Source organism: Cylindrospermum stagnale PCC 7417 (assembly GCF_000317535.1).
Classification (GTDB): domain Bacteria; phylum Cyanobacteriota; class Cyanobacteriia; order Cyanobacteriales; family Nostocaceae; genus Cylindrospermum; species Cylindrospermum stagnale.
The window spans coordinates 5,777,130-5,797,778 of sequence record NC_019757.1; the positions used below are offsets into that span (position 1 = coordinate 5,777,130).

19 protein-coding genes are annotated in these 20,649 nt (G+C 43.3%); 6 read left to right on the forward strand and 13 right to left on the reverse strand.

Features of this window, described 5'->3' with window-relative positions; translation table 11 throughout:
* The first annotated feature begins 156 nt into the window (after positions 1-156).
* From rpaB to CYLST_RS24170, 3 genes are all read left to right on the forward strand, one after another.
* Entirely contained in the window at positions 157-885 is a 729-nt protein-coding gene (rpaB, locus tag CYLST_RS24160; RefSeq protein ID WP_015210368.1) for a response regulator transcription factor RpaB, read from the forward strand.
* 61 nt (positions 886-946) lie between these two features.
* Positions 947-1,594 carry a cofactor assembly of complex C subunit B gene (locus CYLST_RS24165; RefSeq protein ID WP_015210369.1) on the forward strand — a complete coding sequence of 216 codons (648 nt, stop codon included), beginning with the start codon at positions 947-949 and terminating at the stop codon, positions 1,592-1,594.
* A gap of 19 nt (positions 1,595-1,613) precedes the next feature.
* On the forward strand, positions 1,614-2,132 hold the full coding sequence (locus CYLST_RS24170; RefSeq protein ID WP_015210370.1) for a DUF456 domain-containing protein: 519 nt from the start codon (positions 1,614-1,616) through the stop codon (positions 2,130-2,132).
* A gap of 87 nt (positions 2,133-2,219) precedes the next feature.
* On the opposite strand, the gene nblB is transcribed toward CYLST_RS24170, so the two are convergent.
* The 7 genes from nblB to dpsA form a co-directional block, all read right to left on the reverse strand.
* Entirely contained in the window at positions 2,220-2,882 is a 663-nt protein-coding gene (gene nblB / locus CYLST_RS24175) for a phycobilisome degradation protein NblB (RefSeq protein ID WP_015210371.1), read from the reverse strand.
* 83 nt (positions 2,883-2,965) lie between these two features.
* A complete protein-coding gene (locus CYLST_RS24180) occupies positions 2,966-3,424 on the reverse strand; it encodes a CBS domain-containing protein (protein ID WP_015210372.1) in 459 nt (152 codons plus the stop codon).
* A 93-nt stretch (positions 3,425-3,517) separates the two neighbouring features.
* Positions 3,518-3,958, reverse strand: a complete 441-nt coding sequence (gene mutT / locus CYLST_RS24185; RefSeq protein ID WP_015210373.1) for an 8-oxo-dGTP diphosphatase MutT — start codon at positions 3,956-3,958, stop codon at positions 3,518-3,520.
* 351 nt (positions 3,959-4,309) lie between these two features.
* Positions 4,310-4,654 carry a DUF760 domain-containing protein gene (locus tag CYLST_RS24190; protein ID WP_015210374.1) on the reverse strand — a complete coding sequence of 115 codons (345 nt, stop codon included), beginning with the start codon at positions 4,652-4,654 and terminating at the stop codon, positions 4,310-4,312.
* 259 nt (positions 4,655-4,913) lie between these two features.
* Complete coding sequence (locus tag CYLST_RS24195) at positions 4,914-5,870, reverse strand: RNA polymerase sigma factor, RpoD/SigA family (protein WP_041233864.1); 957 nt, start codon at positions 5,868-5,870, stop codon at positions 4,914-4,916.
* 576 nt (positions 5,871-6,446) lie between these two features.
* Entirely contained in the window at positions 6,447-9,707 is a 3,261-nt protein-coding gene (gene carB, locus CYLST_RS24200) for a carbamoyl-phosphate synthase large subunit (protein WP_015210376.1), read from the reverse strand.
* 507 nt (positions 9,708-10,214) lie between these two features.
* Positions 10,215-10,769: a DNA starvation/stress protection protein DpsA gene (dpsA, locus tag CYLST_RS24205; protein ID WP_015210377.1), complete on the reverse strand. Its 555-nt coding sequence runs from the start codon at positions 10,767-10,769 to the stop codon at positions 10,215-10,217.
* Positions 10,770-11,166: 397 nt separating this feature from the next.
* Between dpsA and CYLST_RS24210 the strand changes: the two genes are divergently transcribed.
* Positions 11,167-11,424, forward strand: a complete 258-nt coding sequence (locus tag CYLST_RS24210) for an Asr1405/Asl0597 family protein (RefSeq protein ID WP_015210378.1) — start codon at positions 11,167-11,169, stop codon at positions 11,422-11,424.
* Between the two features lie 68 nt (positions 11,425-11,492).
* Complete coding sequence (locus CYLST_RS24215; protein WP_015210379.1) at positions 11,493-12,182, forward strand: (2Fe-2S) ferredoxin domain-containing protein; 690 nt, start codon at positions 11,493-11,495, stop codon at positions 12,180-12,182.
* 399 nt (positions 12,183-12,581) lie between these two features.
* Here CYLST_RS24215 and CYLST_RS24220 read toward each other — a convergent pair whose 3' ends face one another.
* Complete coding sequence (locus tag CYLST_RS24220; RefSeq protein ID WP_041233865.1) at positions 12,582-12,863, reverse strand: hypothetical protein; 282 nt, start codon at positions 12,861-12,863, stop codon at positions 12,582-12,584.
* Between the two features lie 13 nt (positions 12,864-12,876).
* Positions 12,877-13,671: a phosphonate ABC transporter, permease protein PhnE gene (gene phnE / locus CYLST_RS24225; RefSeq protein WP_015210381.1), complete on the reverse strand. Its 795-nt coding sequence runs from the start codon at positions 13,669-13,671 to the stop codon at positions 12,877-12,879.
* Between the two features lie 273 nt (positions 13,672-13,944).
* Here phnE and CYLST_RS24230 point away from each other — a divergent pair, with 273 nt between their 5' ends.
* Positions 13,945-14,172: a ribbon-helix-helix domain-containing protein gene (locus CYLST_RS24230; protein WP_015210382.1), complete on the forward strand. Its 228-nt coding sequence runs from the start codon at positions 13,945-13,947 to the stop codon at positions 14,170-14,172.
* 92 nt (positions 14,173-14,264) lie between these two features.
* Here CYLST_RS24230 and CYLST_RS24235 read toward each other — a convergent pair whose 3' ends face one another.
* From CYLST_RS24235 to CYLST_RS24250, 4 genes are all read right to left on the reverse strand, one after another.
* Positions 14,265-14,999, reverse strand: a complete 735-nt coding sequence (locus CYLST_RS24235) for a phosphonate ABC transporter ATP-binding protein (RefSeq protein WP_041233867.1) — start codon at positions 14,997-14,999, stop codon at positions 14,265-14,267.
* Between the two features lie 163 nt (positions 15,000-15,162).
* Positions 15,163-16,137, reverse strand: coding sequence for a phosphate/phosphite/phosphonate ABC transporter substrate-binding protein (locus CYLST_RS24240; protein ID WP_015210384.1), 975 nt, complete (start codon positions 16,135-16,137; stop codon positions 15,163-15,165).
* Positions 16,138-16,553: 416 nt separating this feature from the next.
* Positions 16,554-16,688, reverse strand: a complete 135-nt coding sequence (locus tag CYLST_RS36405) for a hypothetical protein (RefSeq protein ID WP_281172794.1) — start codon at positions 16,686-16,688, stop codon at positions 16,554-16,556.
* Positions 16,689-17,196: 508 nt separating this feature from the next.
* Complete coding sequence (locus CYLST_RS24250) at positions 17,197-20,082, reverse strand: pentapeptide repeat-containing protein (protein ID WP_015210386.1); 2,886 nt, start codon at positions 20,080-20,082, stop codon at positions 17,197-17,199.
* Positions 20,083-20,649: the final 567 nt, after the last annotated feature.

Below are 20,649 nucleotides of genomic sequence, written 5' to 3' on the forward strand. Positions count from 1 at the left end.
AAATAAACTTAATCTTTGATTATTTTCCGGAAAAGACTAAAATCTAATAATAGTAATAGTTGCAGCCTTTTCCAAATTGATAGATGGAATGATATCTTAATATTATGGTATTAAAAATTAATCATGAAAAATTTTAGTTAAGGAGCGTTGAAAAACTTGGAAAGCCATAAAGAAAAAATCCTGGTGGTAGACGACGAAGCCAGCATTCGCCGGATTTTGGAAACGCGCCTTTCCATGATTGGCTACGATGTAGTGACGGCTGGCGACGGGGAAGAAGCTTTGGAAACTTTTCGCAAAACAGAACCTGATTTAGTGGTTTTGGATGTGATGATGCCAAAGCTAGATGGCTACGGTGTCTGTCAAGAATTACGCAAAGAATCAGATGTCCCCATCATCATGCTAACAGCCTTGGGTGATGTAGCCGATCGCATCACTGGGTTGGAATTGGGCGCTGACGACTATGTAGTTAAACCATTCTCCCCCAAAGAGCTAGAAGCCCGTATTCGCTCGGTATTGCGACGGGTAGACAAAACCGGTGCTTCCGGTATCCCCAGTTCAGGGGTGATTCATGTCGGTAATATCAAAATCGATACGAATAAGCGACAAGTCTACAAAGGCGATGAGCGCATTCGCCTGACGGGCATGGAGTTTAGCTTGCTAGAGTTATTAGTGAGCCGTTCTGGAGAAGCTTTTTCCCGTTCGGAAATTTTGCAAGAAGTCTGGGGCTACACACCAGAACGCCATGTGGATACCCGCGTTGTAGACGTGCATATCTCTCGTTTACGGGCAAAATTGGAAGATGACCCTAGCAATCCTGAATTGATTCTCACCGCTAGAGGTACTGGTTATCTGTTTCAACGGATAATTGAACCAGGCGAGGAATAATAGCAGTATACAAAAGTCAATAGTCTTAGACTGATGACTAATGACTAATGACTAATGACTAATGACTAAACCTGATCCGAATCGAGTTTTGCGGCGTCTACCCCTAGTAGTCGGTGGGTTAGGCGCTGTATTGTTGCTGATCAACCGTTTATTAACACCGGAACTTACAGAATCCCAAGCACGGGGGGATGTACTTGGTGTGATTTTGAGTGCGGTGTTAATTTTGACTGGTTTAATTTGGCAGCAAGTACAACCGCGATCGCCTGATACTGTAGAACTGATCGGAGAAGAAGGTTTTGTCCTAGCGCCAGATTTACCAGAAGCCGTGAAAACAGAACTAGCCTGGGCATCGCATTTATTATTGACTAATACAGTCACGCGATCGCTGATAGTTTACTATCAAGGCAAAGTTTTGTTGCGTCGCGGTATTCTGGCTAATAAATCAGAAGTTGTACCAGGAGCGATCTTAAAACGGGTACTGGAAACACATCAGCCGATTTATTTAGTAGCTCTGAAAGTGTATCCCGGTGCGATTGAGTTTGATTACTTGCCAGAAAACACTCAAGGTGTAATTTGTCAACCCATTGGCGACCAAGGTGTGCTAATTTTGGCAGCAAATGCGCCTCGCAGTTACACCAAACAAGATGAAAAATGGATTGCGGGAATTGCTGATAAATTAGCTGTGACTCTCAGTTGCAATATGCTATGACTTGGAAACTTAAAACTTTATGCAAATTATCTATTGGCTACTGATTTCCCTGATGGTTGTGGGTATTATCGGTGCTGTAGTTCCGGCTATCCCTGGCAGCAGTTTAATTTTAATTGCCATTATCATCTGGGGAATCGTCAGTAGTTCCTTCGCAGCTATCAAGACACCCCTAATTGTGACAATTATTGTCTTACTCCTGAGTATGGCAGTTGATTTCTTAGCTGGGTATTTGGGAGCAAAACAGGCAGGTGCTAGCAAGTGGGGACAAATTGGCGCTTTTGTCGGTTTGCTCCTCGGATTTTTTGGATTATTGCCAACGCTGCCTTTTGGCGGCCCTTTGTTAGGAATTTTATTCGGCCCGCTTTTAGGAGCAATTATTGGTGAGTTCCTTTACCGGCGTGATTTAGGGGCAGCCGTGAAAGCAGGAATCGGAATTACAGTCGGAACAGCGGTAGGGAATTTATTTCAAGGGATTTTAGCATTTGCCGCAGTTGCAGTTTTTATCACCACAACTTGGTCGCAGGTTTATGGCGGTTAAAATTTAGAAAATTCCTCTTTCCTCTGCGTTTTCTGCGACTCTGCGGTTAAATAAATGTCTTTTAAACCTCAGAGACACAGATCCATCTTAAGCTGACTGCAAATATTTTTTCGCTTCATTAGCGATCGCTTCTTTTTCGTCATTAGCCAGAGTTTCTAAGATAGATTTGGCATCAGCACCACCCAAACGAGTCAAAGCTTGGACAACTCTGTAACGGACTTGCCAATCTGGATTAGTCGCATAGGGAATTAACAGGGGAATCGCTTGTAAATCTCCTAATTCTCCCAAAGAACTAATAGCAGCAGTTTGGATTAACTCATTATCTGAAGAAAGCGCTAGTTTTAGAAGTTCAAAGCCTCGCGGATCGCCCAACTCTCCTAATGTGGCGATAATACTGAATTGGACTAGCCACTCAGGGGTTGCGTGGTAAAGCTGCTGCAAGTCTTCAAAAGCTGCATGTAATTTCAGCGCCCCCAAACAGTCTGCTGCTGCTGCTTGGACATCAGGTTCAGGATCTTTGAGCAAATCGCGCAATATATTCAACGATAAATCTAAATCCTGGGTTCCCAGTGTATCCATTTGACTGACTGCTGAGTAGCGAACGCGTGCATTGCGATCGCCAATGGCACTTTGAAGCAATTCAAAAGCGATCGCACTTTCCAATTCGCGGATTTGATTTACCGCACGCAAGCGATCGCCCAAATCCTCAGAACTCAGCAATTGCTTCACAGACTCAGGAGTAATACTCATTTAGCTATCCTAATTTCCTAAAAACTGTCAGTTGTCAGTTGGTGATTTTTTTACCACTGGCCAATCTAGGCGGTCTCCCCACCCTAATCTGCTGCCATTGAGCGAATAATATCACCACGGGTAAGAATACCAATTACCTGACCCGCGCTGTCAAGCACCGGTAAACGGTGAATACTGCGATCGTGCATCAGCTTGGCTGCTTCTCTTAAAGTTTTATCAGGGGAAATAGTAATCGGATTTTTACTCATGACTTCCCCAACAGTTTGCCCCAGAGCCTTATGCAAGTCACGTTCATAAGTAGCGGGATTTTGTAAATAGATCACACTATCCAAAAACATGATGTATGCCGGCGGAGTCACACCAGTTTCTTGCCACATCAAGTCTGTTTCTGATATAATGCCAACTAATTTCTCAACATCATCGACAACAGGCAACCCGCTGATGCGTTTTTCTGCAAGGGTTTGGATAGCTTCTTTCAGCGGAGTTTCACGCCGGACGACAATCGGGTCACAAGTCATCACGTCGGCAACGGTTTTAGACATTTGTTTCCTGACACTCTTGATCTAAGTCTCTGGGATCATTGTAGAAAATTGCGGGTCACAACCTAATGCCGTTAATACATCGTTACTTGTAGACTAGCCAAAAAAATTACTCCCCTTCACCTCTTTACTCTGCCTCAAAGCTGCAATAATTTGAAAATTCGCCTTGGGGAAAGCAAACTGATCCAGTTCTTCCAAGTTTACCCAGCGAATTTCGTCACATTCCAGCGCTTGGGGAACACCTGTCAGATGTCGGCACTGATGCACTGTCAGGGTAACGCGCAAGTGTGTATAGGTATGATCAATAGTGATTAGATGTTCTCCCACTTCAATCTCTATCCCCAGTTCTTCATCAATTTCTCGCAGAATACACTCTGGAATGGTTTCACCAGACTCGATTTTTCCCCCAGGAAATTCCCACAAACCCCCCATTGAGCCTTCTGGACGACGGCGATCAATTAAAATTTGTTCTTGGTCATTCCAAATTACGGCAACGCCAATGATTTTATGGGGTAGGAGAGAACTGGTTTGGCTCATAGTTTATTGAAGAAGAGGAAAAATAATTAATCATAAATAATTAATAACAAAACTCGGCAGGCTTGATCTCTACCGAGTTTGTACTTGCTACCAATTTTATCAACCCAAGCTCACAGAGTTGGGTATTCTGAAAATAGTTCTTCATAAATTCAGGGCTGGCATTGACTTTCGTAGTTGCGCCCTCTTCGCCCAAGCACAACTACAATCGATAAATTTCGTAGTTTTGGACGTTTTTCTGAAAACTTGGTGAATGCCTAGCTGGCAATCAGGGACTGATTTCAGGTAGAGTGCGAGGATGGTGCGGAGGAGTATTTTTGAATGGCGCCGCCGCGATTCCTAAATTTCACACTATTATTCACTTTCGCTATTGTTAGCTTCAGTCCCTTGTAAGGCAATGTCAAAGGTCATTCTCTGTTCAGCATTACGCAAGAAATAACCACTAATCATCGCTGAAGCCAGCATCCGGCCTAAACTTTCCCGACTGGTGGTAATGGTAACGCCAAAGTGTTCTGGAGGCAGGTTGCCCAATAGTCCCATGATATTCCGTTCCATTACCTGAAAAACTTCACTAGAAGTGGGTTTAGATAGTTGGGTGACTGTCTCTGGACTTAAGGATTTAACGTAATGCCAAAGTAAATTGCCAGTTTCGGACTCACTATTAAAAAATTCTGAGACTCGATTGGATGGGTTACTCACGTTTTGCCTCCTGTACTACCACCGCTGACTGTGGTGTTTGCGACTAAAATTATCAACACCTATTTAGTATTTAGCTTTGTTGACTAATAGGCGTCTATGTCAACTAATGTAACAGGCTATTTCTTTCCTAGTAGTCGGTGTAACCGTACCAAAATCAGGGTATTTTCTCACCTAATTAGTCATTAGTCATTAGTCATTAGTCATTAGTCATTAGTCATTAGTCATTAGTCATTAGTAGCCAATGACTAGGGACTTTTGACTAACTGGCCAAGTATTCATCCATGTTGGCTTTAGATTTGCGAAGTTTGGTTAAGGCTTCCCGCTCGATTTGCCGGACTCGCTCGCGGCTGATGTTGAGAATTTCACCAATTTTGGCGAGAGTCAAAGCTTGACCATCGATTAACCCAAAGCGCAGGGTAATCACTTCCTTCTGTTGTGGAGTGAGTTCTGCTATTAGGCGTTCTAAGTCATAAGATAGGGAAGATTGCATGACAAACTCTTCTGGAGAAGCGCCTGGGTCTTCTAACATTTCTCCAAGTTCGGTGTCGTAGTTGTCTCCGAGCCGCAAATCTAGGGAGAGGGGCAGCCGTGCCTTTTCTAAATACTCTCGCACTTGCTTCGGGGTCAGTTCTAATTCTTGAGCTAGTTCCGCAGCTGTTGGGGCGCGTCCCAGTTGTTGGGACAATTGGCGCTGCGCCTTTTTAATTTTATTTAATTTTTCGGTAATATGAATAGGTAGCCGAATGGTGCGAGCTTTTTCGGCGATCGCACGGGTGATAGCTTGGCGAATCCACCAGTAGGCATAAGTAGAAAACCGATAACCTTTTGTGGGGTCAAACTTTTCCACGCCCCGTTGCATCCCAATGCTACCTTCTTGGATCAAGTCGAGTAAATCGACATTGCGCTTAATGTATTTTTTGGCAACGGATACCACCAGTCGCAAATTAGCTTCTACCATTTTGCGCTTGGCGATTTCCCCATCAGCGATCGCTTCGTTCAACGCTGTTGTTTCTAGCTTTGTCGCTGCTGCCCACTCTTCTAGGTTCGGTTGACGACCTAACTGGGTAGCAAGAAATTCCCTTACCTCGTGCAATGCTGTGGCTCGTTGCACTTGTTTACCATAAAAAATTTCCTCTTCATGGGTTAGAAGTGGCACACGGCCAATCTCACGCAGATAAGTCCGCACGAGGTCTGTGGCTGTCTGAGCGGTCTTCATGGCGCTACTCTTGGGTAATGTTGGTTTTTCTAGTAGGGTCATTAACTGATAAATCCCTTGGGAGGGTGCTACCCAGTCTGACTGGGAACCCATAGTATGGTTTGCAACTTACGCGCCCGAGCAACTCGGCTGCTCATCATAAATCAAGTTAGGCTACTTAACTGCTAGACGTTACAGTTATTTCTCCGTTTTCACAAGTATCTACAGTTAGATAAAAGGTAGTGTAAGTAACATTTTGTGTATTTCTCTTTCATTAATAATTGTAACATTTATGAGAATAATTTGACTACCAGTCAGCTAGAGATTTTGCGCCTCTTTTCAGTCGTACAATGCGGCTACTTTACTCAAGACTGTCTGGAAGCCAGTTTTATAAATTCTCTGGTGAGGAAATAATCTTCCTCATATTTGTTAAAATATCTCAATGATAACTATAATGATTCTCTTATAACAATTGCTTAATTTTTGCTGGGGACTGGGGACTGGGGACTGGGGACTGGGGACTGGGGAGAAGAGGCAAAGGAGAGGAATTTATTGCCTACTGCCTATTCCCCCCTATTGCCTACTGCCTATTCCCCACTAAAGAGTTTTGCCGTAATCTTGGATGGCTTTGACGTCCAAAGTCGTACTTTGCAGAGAACGGATAGCGGCGACCGTGGCTTTTGCCCCAGCGATGGTAGTAATGATGGGAAGTTTGTAAGCTAAGGCTGTGCGGCGGATTAACCTGGCATCAGTCTGAGCTTCTTCCCCAGAAGGTGTGTTGATGATCAGTTGGATTTTTTGGTTTTTGATGGCATCGATGACATTGGGGCGGCCTTCATGCAGTTTTAGTACTGACTCAATGTTTAGCCCCTGTTCCTGAAGGACAAGGCGTGTACCAACAGTAGCCATTACGGTAAAGCCTAAATCGATAAACTCCCTGACGACATCGACCGCAGCCGTTTTGTCGCGATCGCTCATTGAGACAAACACTGTGCCTTGGAGGGGTAAAAGCTCTCCAGCACCCAATTCTGCCTTGGCGAAGGCGCGGCCGAAGTCGCTGTCAATCCCCATCACTTCGCCAGTAGAGCGCATTTCCGGGCCGAGAATCGTATCGGTACCGGGGAATTTATTAAAAGGCAATACTGCTTCTTTGACAGCAATGTGAGTGGGGATAACTTCTTCAGTAAAGTTCAATTCCTCTAAAGTTTTACCCGACATCACTAAAGATGCTAGTTTCGCCAGTTGTACACCCGTGGCTTTAGAAACAAAAGGTACAGTGCGGGAGGCGCGGGGGTTAGCTTCCAAGATGTAAACTTGGGGTGAATAGCTGCTAGCACCAATCACGGCAAATTGAATATTCATCAACCCGACAACTGATAAAGACTGGGCTAGCTGCACTGTCCAAGTCCGAATTTGATTGAGAACTGCTGGTGGCAGGGAAATCGACGGTAAAGAGCAAGCAGAGTCTCCCGAATGAATTCCGGCTTGTTCTATGTGTTCCATAATACCACCAATCACCACCCTGCCAGTGTGGTCAGCGATCGCATCTACATCGACTTCAATGGCATTTTCCAAAAACTTATCGATCAGAATTGGATGATCTGGTTCTACCAGCACGGCAAAGGTCATGTAGCGTTCTAACTCAGCATCAGAATAGACGATTTCCATCGCCCTTCCCCCCAACACATAGCTAGGACGCACCACCACCGGATAACCAATGCGTTTGGCGACAATGAGCGAATCTTCGTAACTCCGAGCCATCCCATTCGGCGGTTGGGAAATATTTAACTGTTTGAGAATCTTTTCAAACCGTTCCCGGTTTTCTGCCATATCGATAGAATCTGGCGAAGTTCCCCAAATTTGAGTTTGGAGTCCTAATTTCTGAGTTGTGAGAAACTCCTGAAGCGGAATCGCCAATTTTAATGGTGTTTGTCCGCCAAACTGGACAATTATGCCGACAGGATTTTCGGCTTCGATGATGTTGAGGACATCTTCTTTTGTCAACGGCTCAAAGTAAAGGCGATCGCTAGTATCGTAATCTGTTGAGACTGTCTCCGGGTTGGAGTTGACCATAATCGTCTCATACCCCGCTTCCTTCAAGGCATAAGCGGCGTGACAACAACAGTAATCAAACTCAATTCCCTGGCCGATACGGTTGGGTCCACCACCCAAAATCATCACCTTCGGCTTGGTTGTGGGCAAAACTTCTGTTTCTGCTTCGTAGGTGGAATAGTAATAAGGTGTAAACGCCTCAAATTCAGCAGCGCAGGTGTCTACAGTTTTGTAAACCGGGATGACTTCTAGCTGTTTGCGGTAGGCTCTAACTTCGTCTTCGGTGGTTTTGGTTGCATAAGCAATTTGGCGATCGCTATAACCATCTCGCTTAACATCATACATTTGCTCTTTTGTTAACTGCTTTAAAGGCGTCCGTTTCAGGAACTTCTCCACCTCCAGCAGATGCTGCAATTTATCTAAAAACCAACGGTCAATGGCAGTGAGTTCGTAGATTTCCTCAATGCTGATGCCGCTTTGCATCGCGTGACGCACAGCAAAAATGCGATCGGGATTAGGTGTCCGCAACTGGGCGCGAATTTGTTCACCACTGGGTAATTTTTCGGCTTTGTCGCAACCCCAGCCAGCGCGGCCAGTTTCCAAAGAACGCAGCGCCTTTTGGAAGGATTCGTTAAATGTCCGTCCAATAGCCATCGCTTCCCCGACTGACTTCATTTGCGTTGTCAGCACTGCTTCAGAACCAGGGAACTTTTCAAAAGCAAAGCGGGGAATTTTTGTCACCACATAGTCAATTGTCGGCTCAAAGGATGCCGGAGTTTGCTTGGTGATGTCATTTTGCAGTTCATTCAAGGTGTAACCCACAGCTAACTTAGCTGCTATCTTGGCGATGGGGAAACCCGTGGCTTTAGAAGACAAAGCCGAACTGCGAGAAACACGGGGGTTCATTTCAATGACAACCACATCCCCATTAACGGGATTAACGGCAAACTGGATATTAGAACCGCCAGTTTCCACGCCAATCTCGCGGATGATTTTAATTGCCATATCCCGCAGCCGCTGGTATTCCTTGTCGGTAAGGGTTTGAGCGGGAGCGACGGTGATCGAATCGCCGGTATGGATGCCCATCGGGTCAATGTTTTCGATGGAGCAGATAATCACAACGTTATCTGCCAAGTCGCGCATCACTTCCAACTCGTATTCTTTCCAACCGAGTAGGGATTGGTCGATGAGAATTTGAGAAACAGGACTAGCATCGATACCTACCTGGGCCATTTCTTCAAATTCTTCTTGGTTATAGGCAATACCACCGCCAGTGCCCCCCATAGTGAAGGCTGGACGGATAATTAGGGGATATGTGCCAATTTGGCGAGCGATCGCTTTTGATTCTTCTAAGGTTGAGGCTGTGCCACTAGGACACACCGCTACCCCAATCTTTGCCATCGCTTCGTTAAACAGTTTTCTGTCTTCAGCTTTTTCAATCGCCGGCAGTTTAGCGCCAATTAACTCGACGTTGTATTTATCTAAAACACCATTTTTTGCTAAAGCTACAGCGAGGTTGAGGGCGGTTTGCCCTCCCATCGTTGGTAATAAGGCGTCAGGCCGTTCTTTGGCGATCACTTTTTCGACCAGTTCCGGGATTAACGGCTCAATATAAGTGCGATCAGCCGTTTCCGGGTCAGTCATAATAGTCGCAGGATTGGAGTTAACCAACACTACTTCATAGCCTTCTTCTCGCAGCGCTTTACAGGCTTGGGTGCCAGAGTAGTCAAACTCACAGGCTTGTCCGATCACAATTGGACCAGAGCCTAACAGCAGAATCTTCCGGAGGTCATCACGGCGGGGCATAGTCGTTGCCTTGGAGTAGGAGAATACAAATCCTGATCATTTTAAGGGTCTTTATCCCTTGTCATTCTCTTTATTATCAAGTTTTCCAGGTTTTGATGAGCGAGACGTGAAAAGAGGATATGGGGGAAACTGGGCAATTGGCAGCTTGGGTTATAGAAGTAATTTGGGATTGCCTATTGATTTTTGGCTTACCAATTTTATTTAATTGGCGATTGTGCAATTTTAAAAAATTTGGTGATTATTGTGATTTAATTGCTAGTTTTTTGCCACAATAGCTAATTTGTATGTTCCACATCTATCTATTCATCTAAGGAATATGGATTTTAATAAACATATTTTCAACCGACTAATTAATAATTTCTTTCAATAAAATCTGATCAGACTATGTATATATGCGTTAAAAATGGCAGAAAAGGTATGAATACCAGTTTCTGCCATTGATTCTTTAAGAGCTATTGCCCAACTTTCTCTTCAGTCTAGATTAGATAAATTTAGATTATGAGAAAATTAGTTCTGAGCCGGTTGGACAAATCCCAAGGTTAAGCTATCTTTGGCAAGGAAGTGAGCCAAATGGTAAGCCCGCTCCTCAGTTTTTAACAGAATTTTTTCGTAGAGATAGCGTGTACCTCTGTCGCCCAAACTCTCTGCCTGAGCGGCTTGACGACGAATTACACCAATTAAAGCTTGTTCTGCTACCAGGTCATTTTCTACCATCTTGCGGGAAGAATATGCACCATCAGCTTCTGGTTCAAAACAGGTTAATTCTGCTAATTTGCTGAAGGTAGCTGCTGGCACACCACCCAGTCCATTTAAACGCTCTCCAATATCATGGATGTGACCTTGGACTTCTTCGTAGCTTTCGTTAAAAAACTTATGCAGAGAGTAAAATTCTGCACCTTCAACTACAAAATGATGCTTTTGGTACTGCAAGTACAGTGCCTGAAAACTGGCTAGTACGACATTAAATCCTTCGATAACTGGGGCAGTTACGCTGTGATCGAGCAATACAGGATTGTCATAAACCTGACCGAAGTTTTGTAATAAAGTTTGAGTATCAGACATTGTTCCCCTCGCTTTTTAGCAGTTATAGATTTTAACTGCTTAGTTCCTATATATTAACATTTAAAAAATGAAAGCCAGCCGATTTAACATTACATATTTTGGATTTTTTGACGGCGGCAATTTTCAACTTTACTCCAGCTTAGGATGATGAAACCTAGACCCAGCAGCGTGTAGCTACTACTATCCTTGACATATAAGCACAAACACGCATACCTCATAAGGAGGAGATCAAAAGATAGAGTAGTTGCCAAAATTAAATTTTTTTTGCTAACTTATTGATAATAATTTGCACTTAATGTATCTTGATTGAAGAGGCTAAACTCCCACAAGTTTCTAAAAATAGGGTGTCAAAGCGTGGTACTTACTGCAAATTTGTTGCACTTTGAGGGCAATTCTCTTGAAATCGTTTAGTTCAGAAACAGAAATAAAGCAAATTGTTGAAGTGAACTGGGCAGACCGCTGGCAAGTCTATCAACGCCTACAGGAGCTAGATATTCCCTGTTGGTGTGAAGCTAACCAGCCATTGCGGGTAGAAATTGGCAATCCGATGGCAGCTGTTCAACTTTGGAGTGTGATGCGGCAATTCACAGCCCCTCGTCAAGACCTAATTGGCACTCTTGAGCACAGCTGGCGGAGTCGCTACCGAAAGTTATAGTTAGTAACTAATAATACTTACATCCTCTCTCTTGATAACTTGAATCAATCAAAAGTAGGTCAAAAAACATGAGTACATCCCACATAAATGAAGTAGCAGATTTTTGCATTGAGGGCAGATTTCTCGATTTTGTGATCAAAGACGGCTATAAGCTCAAAGGCTTGCTGTTAGGAACCTCTGAAGGTGAATGTTATGTTAAATTAGCTAAACATTTACGAGCTGCTTTTGATTTGCGCTTACCACTAGGTACTTGGCTGCAAGTCGTAGGTACAAAAAAGTATGACTTGCAAAGCGGCAAAGTCACACTGAAGGCTGAACGTGTAATGGCGGCACGGAGAGATTGGGAAGGTGGGAGAGTGGGAGAGTGGGAGAGTCGGAAACTTTCACCCCAGTATCCAAACCCGATGACGCCTTCACAGGAAGCTTCATCAGTCAATGATGTTAAGCCAAAGTCAGCTAAGACTAAAGCTAGTATTTTGGTCTGTCAAAAGTCAGATTGTATGAAACGCGGTGGTAAAGCGGTTTGTCAGGCTTTAGAGGCGGCTTTAAGCGATCGCGGTTTGGAAGATCAAGTCACCATCAAAGGCACTGGCTGCATGAAAAACTGCAAAGCAGGGCCTAACTTAGTCATGCCAGACAAAACCCGCTACAGCCGGATTCAAGCGCCACAAGTCTCGGCAATTATGGATAAGCACTTTGCTGACAAGAGTCAGGACGTAGCAATAAATATGGCAACTTTAGCCGAAACTACTAGTTGAATTTTGAGTATTTAATGAGAATAATTAGCTCAGAAATTTATCAGTCGATTCTTTCAATACACGATCTAAGCTCTTGCAATCTATTTGCAAGAGTTTTAATTAGATCTGAATTGAATTAATGTAAATTTTCTTATAGTCTCTCCTCCAAATGTAGAGACTTATCATGCTTAGTCTCTACACTCCCTTTAGAGATTATCTAAGGGGTTCGGGGTTCGGTCTGTTTTGGACTCAACTGCAAACTGCTGTATAGCAATCCTATTTGAGTTGTGAACGGTATTTTTTTTAACGAACCGCAGAGACGCAGAGAGCGCAGAGGAAGATAAAAAAGAGATGTTCACATCTTATTTAGGATCGCTATATAGTGCTTTTTTAGGGGGTGGAATACATATAGTTAAGTTTTTATAATTCACCTGACTCTAATTCATCAAGATATATAAACTCAGGAGCCTTAACTCCCGCTTCTGCTCTAATTCTCACCAGTTCAGGCGACTCAAAAAATGCTCTGGCATCTACGATTGATGTCCAAGCCGAGAAATGAACTATTTTATTTGGTTCATTTTCATACTTTAAGACCTGATAGATTCTCTCACCAGCTTTTTTTCGGATGCTGGCAGCATGATCAAACACTTTTTTCCAAGCTTCATAATCTGCAACTTCGTGAATTATGAGCACATATTGCATTTTTACACCCATACTACATAGAATCGAGGCGACGACGTAATTGGCTACTGAAGGCATCAATTACCGTCACGACTACCAACAGAACCAGCATCATGGTTGTAGCTTTAGTATATTCAAAACCATCTATATAACTTTTCAACTGAAAGCCGATACCACCGGCTCCGACTACACCCAGCACAGAAGCAGCACGGATATTGTACTCAAACATCCACAAGGTATAACCCAATCCCAGGGGTAGAACTTGGGGGACAATGCCGTATTGGGCAATTTGTAACGGGGATGCACCGATAACTTTTAAAGATTCCAGAGAACGCGGTTCAACGGCTTCAATTGCTTGTTGATAAAATTTAGCCAGGTAGCCAATGGTGTAGATTCCCAAGGCTAAGGTGCCGGCGGGTGCGCCTAAACCGGTGGCGGCGACGAAAATTAGTCCTAAAATAATTGAGGGGACAGAGCGCACGGTGTTTTGCAGCAGATTTGCCAGCCATTGCAACCAACGGGGTGCAACATTATTGGCGCTAGCAACGGCAATGGGGAGAGAAATAATTGCGCCGATGGTGGTTCCCCACAGAGACATCTGCACGGTTTCAATTAATGCCTTAATGGCTATATCTAAAACTGTTAAATCCGGGGGGAATAACCGGGAGATAAAGTCGGTGATGTAAGGCCAGCTAGAACGAAGCACTTCAAAATCGACTTGTAACCCTTGTATTGCCCAAATATAAACCCCAACAATAATTAAGAAGATGAGTAGAGGTATCACCCAAGGGTAACGGCGTAGGCGTGGGGAATTTAAAAAGTAACTCATGATTCTTGTTTAATGGGGATTTTTTCCTGTGACATACTCCCACACTTCAGCAAGCTGTAGGTGTGGGCTTCTCAGCGACTCCCGGTATCCCGTCGGACATTAACTGAGCTTTGTTTATACTGCACGAGATGCCCCGACGCACAGTTGAACAAGTACAAAAATTGTTCTAGCCTTTGTACTGTCAGAGTTTTACCTACCCACAGAAGTGTCTGTTACTGGGTAGAACCCCATACTCTGAGTTGTCAAGGTACAGCTTAGAGATGACCAGCATTCATGCCTACGGCACGCTCCGCGAACGGCTTTGCCATCTACTATTATTGTAATGGAAATATCATTACAATGCAAATGGTAAAAGTAAATTTAAATGTCCGCCTAGAGCAATTGGAGATGGAAATATTAGAGCAATACGCAAAACAAACAGGAAGAACCAAAACAGATATTATTCGTGAATATATTAGGAATTTAAATGTTCATTCCTCATCGCCCAACAACACTGATTAAGCTGCGCTTAATGAAAGCTCGTTGGGCAATTCTTCACTCACGCGTATTCATCTCATCACCTCCCTATCGGGTAGGTGAGAGGCTTCTACTGTTTAAGCTAAACTCAAAATTTGGGCAAATTGGGATTGCAGGTTTTCACACTTTCCGTCATAAACGATGCGTCCGGCATCTAAGACGATCGCACGTTGGGCATATTCGGCGGCTATTCCCAAATCGTGCAAAACTGCGACTATGGTTAAGCCTTGCTGGGTGTTGAGTGAGGCTAAAGTCTGCATCACTTGTTGGGAAGCGACGACATCTAAACCGGTGATGGGTTCATCGGCTAAGAGAATTTGCGGTGATTGAATTAAAGCACGTGCGATCGCTACTCGTTGTTGTTGTCCACCGCTGAGTTGACTGGTTTTTTGATGCGCTTGCTCTTTTAAACCCAAATCTTCTAGTAACTTTAGTGCTAAGAGGCGATCGCGTTGCGGAAATCCAAACAGCGTTTGTCTAGTTGTTCTGACACCCAAACGACCACATAAAACGTTATCCAGGGCTGATAATTGGCGAATTAGTCCGCCTCCCTGAAATAACATGCCAATTTCTCGGCGAATTTGCGGTAACGTTTGGGGAGACAGCTTCAAATTATTGATCTGAATCTCTCCCTTCACCAGTGGCACCAATCCAACAAGCGATCGCAGCAAGGTAGACTTACCCGCACCATTGAGTCCCAGCAAAACAACAAACTCACCTGAATTAATCTGGCAATTAATCTCCTTGAGGATGGGACGATTTAGAGATGCAACATAAGCTGTCTCTAAGTTGTGACATTCAATCTGTTTCACGCACTTAATTGGGAATTGGGGAATTTGTAAAGAGCCAAGGCGAATAGAATTCGCAGCTACACAGGCAAAGTCCACCTTCGTGGACTAAGAGTGGACTAAGAGTAATCAAAGGTTTGAATCGTCAGGTGCAAGAATCAGCCATAACAAATAACTCAGCACTCAATTATGGATCGATGCCGGCACGTTTGAGGGCGTCGCGGACTGGTGCTAGATGACGTGTATGATCTACTCTCACCAATTCTGTGGAGTTATATAAGTTGCGTAGTAGTTGATTGTTTTGCGACTGATTTAACTTGAGTAGGGCGTTAATAATTCTTTCCCGGTCAACCACTGGCACATCGTCATCAATCGCGATACCGTGAGCGGGGACACCAGAGATTTTATGCAGAATCCGTAACTGACTCTTTTCTTCAGCCGTAATGTAGGGGGAGAAAAGAGCATATTCTGAGACTACAGCCACATCTGCCTGACCGCGCACCACTGCTTGCAAGGCTTTGCTGTAATTTCCACCATAGGAAATTTGACTAAAGAAACCTTCCAAGCGATCGCGATTCGGAACAAATCCCTGTTTTACCAATTCACTAATGGGGAAAATAAACCCTGAACCAGATGTCGGGGAAGTGAAAGCCATTCTTTTGCCCCGCAGTTGTTCGAGGGTGGCTTTGGCTGTATTTCTAGTTTTCAGGTTGCTCTTGTTGGGAACAACAAAGACTGAGTTATAAGTATATCTACCAGAGTAATTTTCCCGGACTTCAGCTAGATACAAGCGAGCGTTTGCCAATTGTTCAGCTTTCAAAGCCGGACGGCTGCTCAAAAAAGCCACATCAGCCCGATTTGCTCTCAAAGCTTCTACAGCAGCGGTGTCATCACCTATTTGTGCTTTAACTGGCATTCCCAATTCTTTCGACAAAAGTCTGCCTATAGCATTGGCTTTATTTTGCACATCTGTAGAATCAGCGCGACTAGGAAAAACTATTGTTAAGGTTTTTAACCTTTGGGCAAGTAAGCGTGGTGCCTGTTGATTGACATTAGGATTTGCAATCGCGCCTGGAATTCCCCCCAACGTGCTGATAGCTAAACCCGTAAGCGCCACCAATGCCGCGCCAGCACCCAACAAGCCTTTTTTACTCACACTCATTTGTCGGTCTCCATTAGGAACTATTATCAATATTTTTGCAAATAACTTGCAACTAGTTCGATAAATGAATCTAGACCTTTTAGGTACAAAAGTCAATATTATGTGTGTTATTGCTCCCTCTAACCCCCTGAAGAAAATGGGAAATGAATCAACTTTTGCCCCGTTTGTGAAGGCTACGGTGCACACACAAGTCTCTCTCAATGCAATTTATGGTTGAAATAACCGAGGAAACAAAACCTCACCCTGGTTCTGCTACGCACAACCTGTCCCTCTCCTTGTGAAGGAGAGGGATGTCTGTTAGGACAGGGTGAGGTTTTTCAAGATTTTTGGGTAATTGGATAACTTGTGTGTACACGGTAGCTTTTTAAGGGGGATTGGGGGTATCTGCTTTTTTGCAGTATTGGGTTAAATATGCTTCACCGAAACCTGTTGGCTAAACTAGGAATTATGCGATCGCTGGAGAGCGGGGCGTAGCCCATCGCATCCCGCAGGTGCTTTGTGCGATCGCTTCCAACGGGCAAAAATTCCCTGACTGGAACGAAACCCAACATTTCAGCGACTTTGTTGGGTTAAGGGGACACTTATAACGAAGATTTAGTTGATGTTAAAACAGCTATTTGATGCCATATAGCGGTTCTCGTTTTTATACAATACACTTTGACCTCTCTCCAAACCTCTCCCCTGCAAGGGGAGAGGCTTTGAGGTTTGCTCCCATTCCCTCTTAGGGAAGGGGTTGGGGGTTAGGTCTGTATTAGATTCAACTGCAAAACATAGCGGTTCTCGTTTTGATGCAATACGTTTTGACCTCTCTCCAAACCTCTCCCCTGCAAGGGGAGAGGCTTTGAGGTTTGCTCCCATTCCCTCTTAGGGAAGGGGTTGGGGGTTAGGTCTGTATTAGATTCAACTGCAAACCGCTCGCTATATGAAATATTTGGTAAAGAGGTTTTAAAAGATAAACCACCGATTTTAGAAGCTTTTGTGGTTGAAGCTGAGGTGACTATCTAATGTCTCGATTCCCGGTAGATGCCCCGAAACCAAAAGTTATCAGAATATTAGAAATTAAGGCTGAGGGGGGTTATCACTTGAGTCTGCTTCTTCAGGCTCGAAATGATCCGGTAAAAGCTTTGGCCATTCAACATCCGCCCCTACAAGATTCACCCCTACAAGATTCACCCCTACAAGATTCGCCTCTACAAGATTCGCCCCTTCAAGATTCGCCCCTACAAGATTCGCCCCTACAAGATTCGCCCCTACAAGATTCACCCCTTCAAGATCCGCCCCTTCAAGATTCACCCCTACAAGATACGCCCCTTCAAGATTCGCCCCTACAAGATACGCCCGTACAAGATTCGCCCCTACAAGATTCGCCCCTTCAAGATCCGCCCCTCCAAGATCCGCCCGTACAAGATACGCCCCTCCAAGATCCGCCCGTACAAGATACGCCTGTTGAAGATCCGCCCAAGCAAGTTGCACCTCTACAAGATTAGCCCGCTCAAGATTTACATGGTCAAAATCTTTGCCGATTAGATTACAGTTTTGCAAATCTAAAAAACTCAAGCAATTTAAGCAAAAAACTTCATTAGCGTAATTCACTCTTTGCCCATGAAGCCTAGAAATCCACACACCGAAAGCTTCAGGAGAATGCCATTTTATTTCTGAAACTTTGTTTGTCAGCCTAGCACAAGCATTTAAAACAGCTAACAAAGCCTCTTCCGCATTACGAGCTTGGCGATTTGCTTCTTGAAAAGTACCAATCCCTAATCTTTCCATTGGCATTCCCTGTTTCAGCATATAGCTAATCAGGTTACACAGTGTTTGTTGCCATGCACCAACATCAACCTTATATTTATCTTGCTGCAAACGAATTTCATTGACAACAAACTCAAAAATATATTTATCCATCGCAGTTAAACCACAGATTTTTGCCCACCATTCTAAAGCTTGTTTTTTATCCAACCCAATATCTGAATCTTCTTTCCGTTTTAGCTCTTGATGAATCAGATTTAACTGTCGTACAATTTCCCTAGCTGCTAAATACTCACCAAAGCTTTTGTGAGTAAATTCAAAAGTTTCTTCCCGATTTTTTACTCCACGCTGACGAAAATAAAAAGCAGTAAGCAAGCGAGTGAAACTAGCTCTTTTATCTTCTTTGAAAATCTTTAATATTCGGTCGATGATATGACTATCACAATAGTTTTCTATTTCTGAAACTGTTGTGACTCTAATATCACCACCATGCCAAGCAGCAATGGCAATTCCCTCCAACATCCTAATAAAATCTTTTTCTTCAATTCCCTTAATATGTGGATTCTGATTATTTCCCCAGGCTCGCTGATAAACTTTTGTGAGTAAATGTGCATAAATTTCATTCAGGTTGCTGTTTTCGGTGAAATTTACTTCTTTGCTTTCATAGCTTAAAGCCACTAAGTAATTGAGCAATGGTTGAGCAGTAATTTCTCTTAAATTACCTTGATCTAGCTCTGTTGGTAGTTCACTATAGCCAAGACCGCTAGCTTGACCATAATTTTGCCACCAAATTTGTCTTTGGTCTGTTTCTAATAATTTATTTACATCAATATAGTTATTGTCCTTTATCTGTTGTTGATCTATAAAATAGGGAATAACATTTAGAACTTGTTTGGATTTGCGAAATTCACTTTGATTTTTTTGTACAACTATTTCCCGACCACTAATTAAAACTAGCAACCGAGTTTGAACTGCATTAAATGAATCAACTTGTCTTCTCACTTCACTAATAAAGCTTTGGGCAACTCCCTCAGCAATTTTGCCCTGCTTCGCTAATTCATCCAAACCATCAAAAATAATCAGTAAGCGGTCTACAAAGTTTTCTTTTTTCAGGGGATTAGGTGGCAGAGGAATATCCCGCATTGACTCGATAAATTTACCAATGGCTTCAACTAAATCAGCTTCTGGATCAAAAAGATCCAACTGAATAAATAAAACTGGTATTTTCCCTTTTACTTTTTCTGCCTGTGTAGCTGCAAATATTTTCGCAAAGGAAGATTTACCACTACCAGGGCCACCACTAATTATCCGAATAGCATCACTTTTATCAGCTTGCTCTAGCCATGTTTGTAATTCCTCTTCTAATTTAACTACAATCCGCTTAACTTTATTATCTTCTCGTTGATGATTTCTGGAGCTACTATCAGAGTAGTGATCATCTTGACTTTCTATTTTCTCCTCATAATAAGCCCGTAAAGGAACATAAACCTGTCTTAAACCAAATGCTTCATCAAACATCCTTTCTTCAACCTGTTTTTGCAGCCATGCAGAATAACGCCGCCATGAAAGTTCCTGTTTAGCTTTTTGTTCAGCAGGTTTACTAAAAAGATTGTCTAGCTCTGTTTGTAACTTGGCATATTTATCAGGATGCTTTGCCGACTCTGCATATAGAGCATCTATAAATTCATAAGGCAACCGATTACTAATTGCTTCGGCTGGCGCTGGTTTGAGATTAAATTCTGTTTGCAACCACTGAGCAAAAGGGGTTTTGATTTCTGCAATAACAGCAAAGTCTTGAGGACGTTCAAAAAAATCATGATAAATAGTTATTTCTCCTTGTTCCAGTTTTTCTAAACATTGGTTGAGGCGATTTTCAGAAATTATCTGAAGGTCATCTTGCTTTACTTTGTTTCCTAGATTTGCTAGTTGTACTAAATCTTTATTATCTTCCACCAAGTTAACCATTGCCTGTGTCAGAGCAGAAAAAATCAGCAACCAAGCAATTTCGCCCGGTTCTTGTGTTAATCCAAGCGCTGCCCCAATATCTATAATATTTTCTGGCACATTACCCAAATTACCAGTAGCTGCATTTGCTAAAGCTTTGAGCATTCCTATAAAAAGACTCCGCCCATCGACTTGAATATTTCTGTTGATGAGAGCAACGGGTTTAGTGAGGAGGATACCAGGTCTGTTATTCATAGCTGTTGTGTTGATTTCAGTGCTTATGTATTTTATTTAACTCATATATATCTTGTAGCATTTCTCGTTATTTTGTACTATTTGCATCAGGCTGCGAATGCGCGACCTTAGAGCTTGAAACTTCTACCCTAAACCTCGGAACTTCCACCCTAAAGCTCGAAACTTCCACCCTAAAGCTTGGAACTTGCAGCCTAAAGCTTGGAACTTTGAGCCTAAAGCTGGAAACTTTGACCTCAAAGGCTCGAAACTTGCAGCCTAAAGCTGGAAATTTGGAGCCTAAAGCTTGAAACTTCGAGCTTAAAGCTGGAAACTTTGACCTCAAAGGCTCGGAACTTTCACCCTAAAGCTTGGAACTTTGAGCCTAAAGCATAAAACTTTGAGCTTGAAGCTCGAAAAATGAAGCTTTGAGTTTGGGATGTCGAGCTTTTACCTTCAACATTTAAGCTCAAAGCTATAAATTTCCATCTTTTAGGCTAATTAATGGGGGTTCTCAGAAGGGTGAGGTACAGACTATAGCGGTTCTCGGTTGCCTACAATACACAATGTAGAGACGTTACATGTAACGTC

Coding starts and splice junctions, on each gene's coding strand:
- mutT (WP_015210373.1), bottom strand. CDS start 3,958: ATGAGCCAAACCAGTTCTCTCCTACCCCATAAAATCATTGGCGTTGCC.
- CYLST_RS24170 (WP_015210370.1), top strand. CDS start 1,614: ATGCAAATTATCTATTGGCTACTGATTTCCCTGATGGTTGTGGGTATT.
- CYLST_RS24240 (WP_015210384.1), bottom strand. CDS start 16,137: ATGAGTGTGAGTAAAAAAGGCTTGTTGGGTGCTGGCGCGGCATTGGTG.
- phnE (WP_015210381.1), bottom strand. CDS start 13,671: ATGAGTTACTTTTTAAATTCCCCACGCCTACGCCGTTACCCTTGGGTG.
- CYLST_RS36405 (WP_281172794.1), bottom strand. CDS start 16,688: ATGTTGGGTTTCGTTCCAGTCAGGGAATTTTTGCCCGTTGGAAGCGAT.
- CYLST_RS24215 (WP_015210379.1), top strand. CDS start 11,493: ATGAGTACATCCCACATAAATGAAGTAGCAGATTTTTGCATTGAGGGC.
- nblB (WP_015210371.1), bottom strand. CDS start 2,882: ATGAGTATTACTCCTGAGTCTGTGAAGCAATTGCTGAGTTCTGAGGAT.
- CYLST_RS24195 (WP_041233864.1), bottom strand. CDS start 5,870: ATGAAGACCGCTCAGACAGCCACAGACCTCGTGCGGACTTATCTGCGT.
- dpsA (WP_015210377.1), bottom strand. CDS start 10,769: ATGTCTGATACTCAAACTTTATTACAAAACTTCGGTCAGGTTTATGAC.
- carB (WP_015210376.1), bottom strand. CDS start 9,707: ATGCCCCGCCGTGATGACCTCCGGAAGATTCTGCTGTTAGGCTCTGGT.
- CYLST_RS24250 (WP_015210386.1), bottom strand. CDS start 20,082: ATGAATAACAGACCTGGTATCCTCCTCACTAAACCCGTTGCTCTCATC.
- CYLST_RS24220 (WP_041233865.1), bottom strand. CDS start 12,863: ATGCAATATGTGCTCATAATTCACGAAGTTGCAGATTATGAAGCTTGG.
- CYLST_RS24230 (WP_015210382.1), top strand. CDS start 13,945: ATGCCTACGGCACGCTCCGCGAACGGCTTTGCCATCTACTATTATTGT.
- CYLST_RS24165 (WP_015210369.1), top strand. CDS start 947: ATGACTAAACCTGATCCGAATCGAGTTTTGCGGCGTCTACCCCTAGTA.
- CYLST_RS24180 (WP_015210372.1), bottom strand. CDS start 3,424: ATGTCTAAAACCGTTGCCGACGTGATGACTTGTGACCCGATTGTCGTC.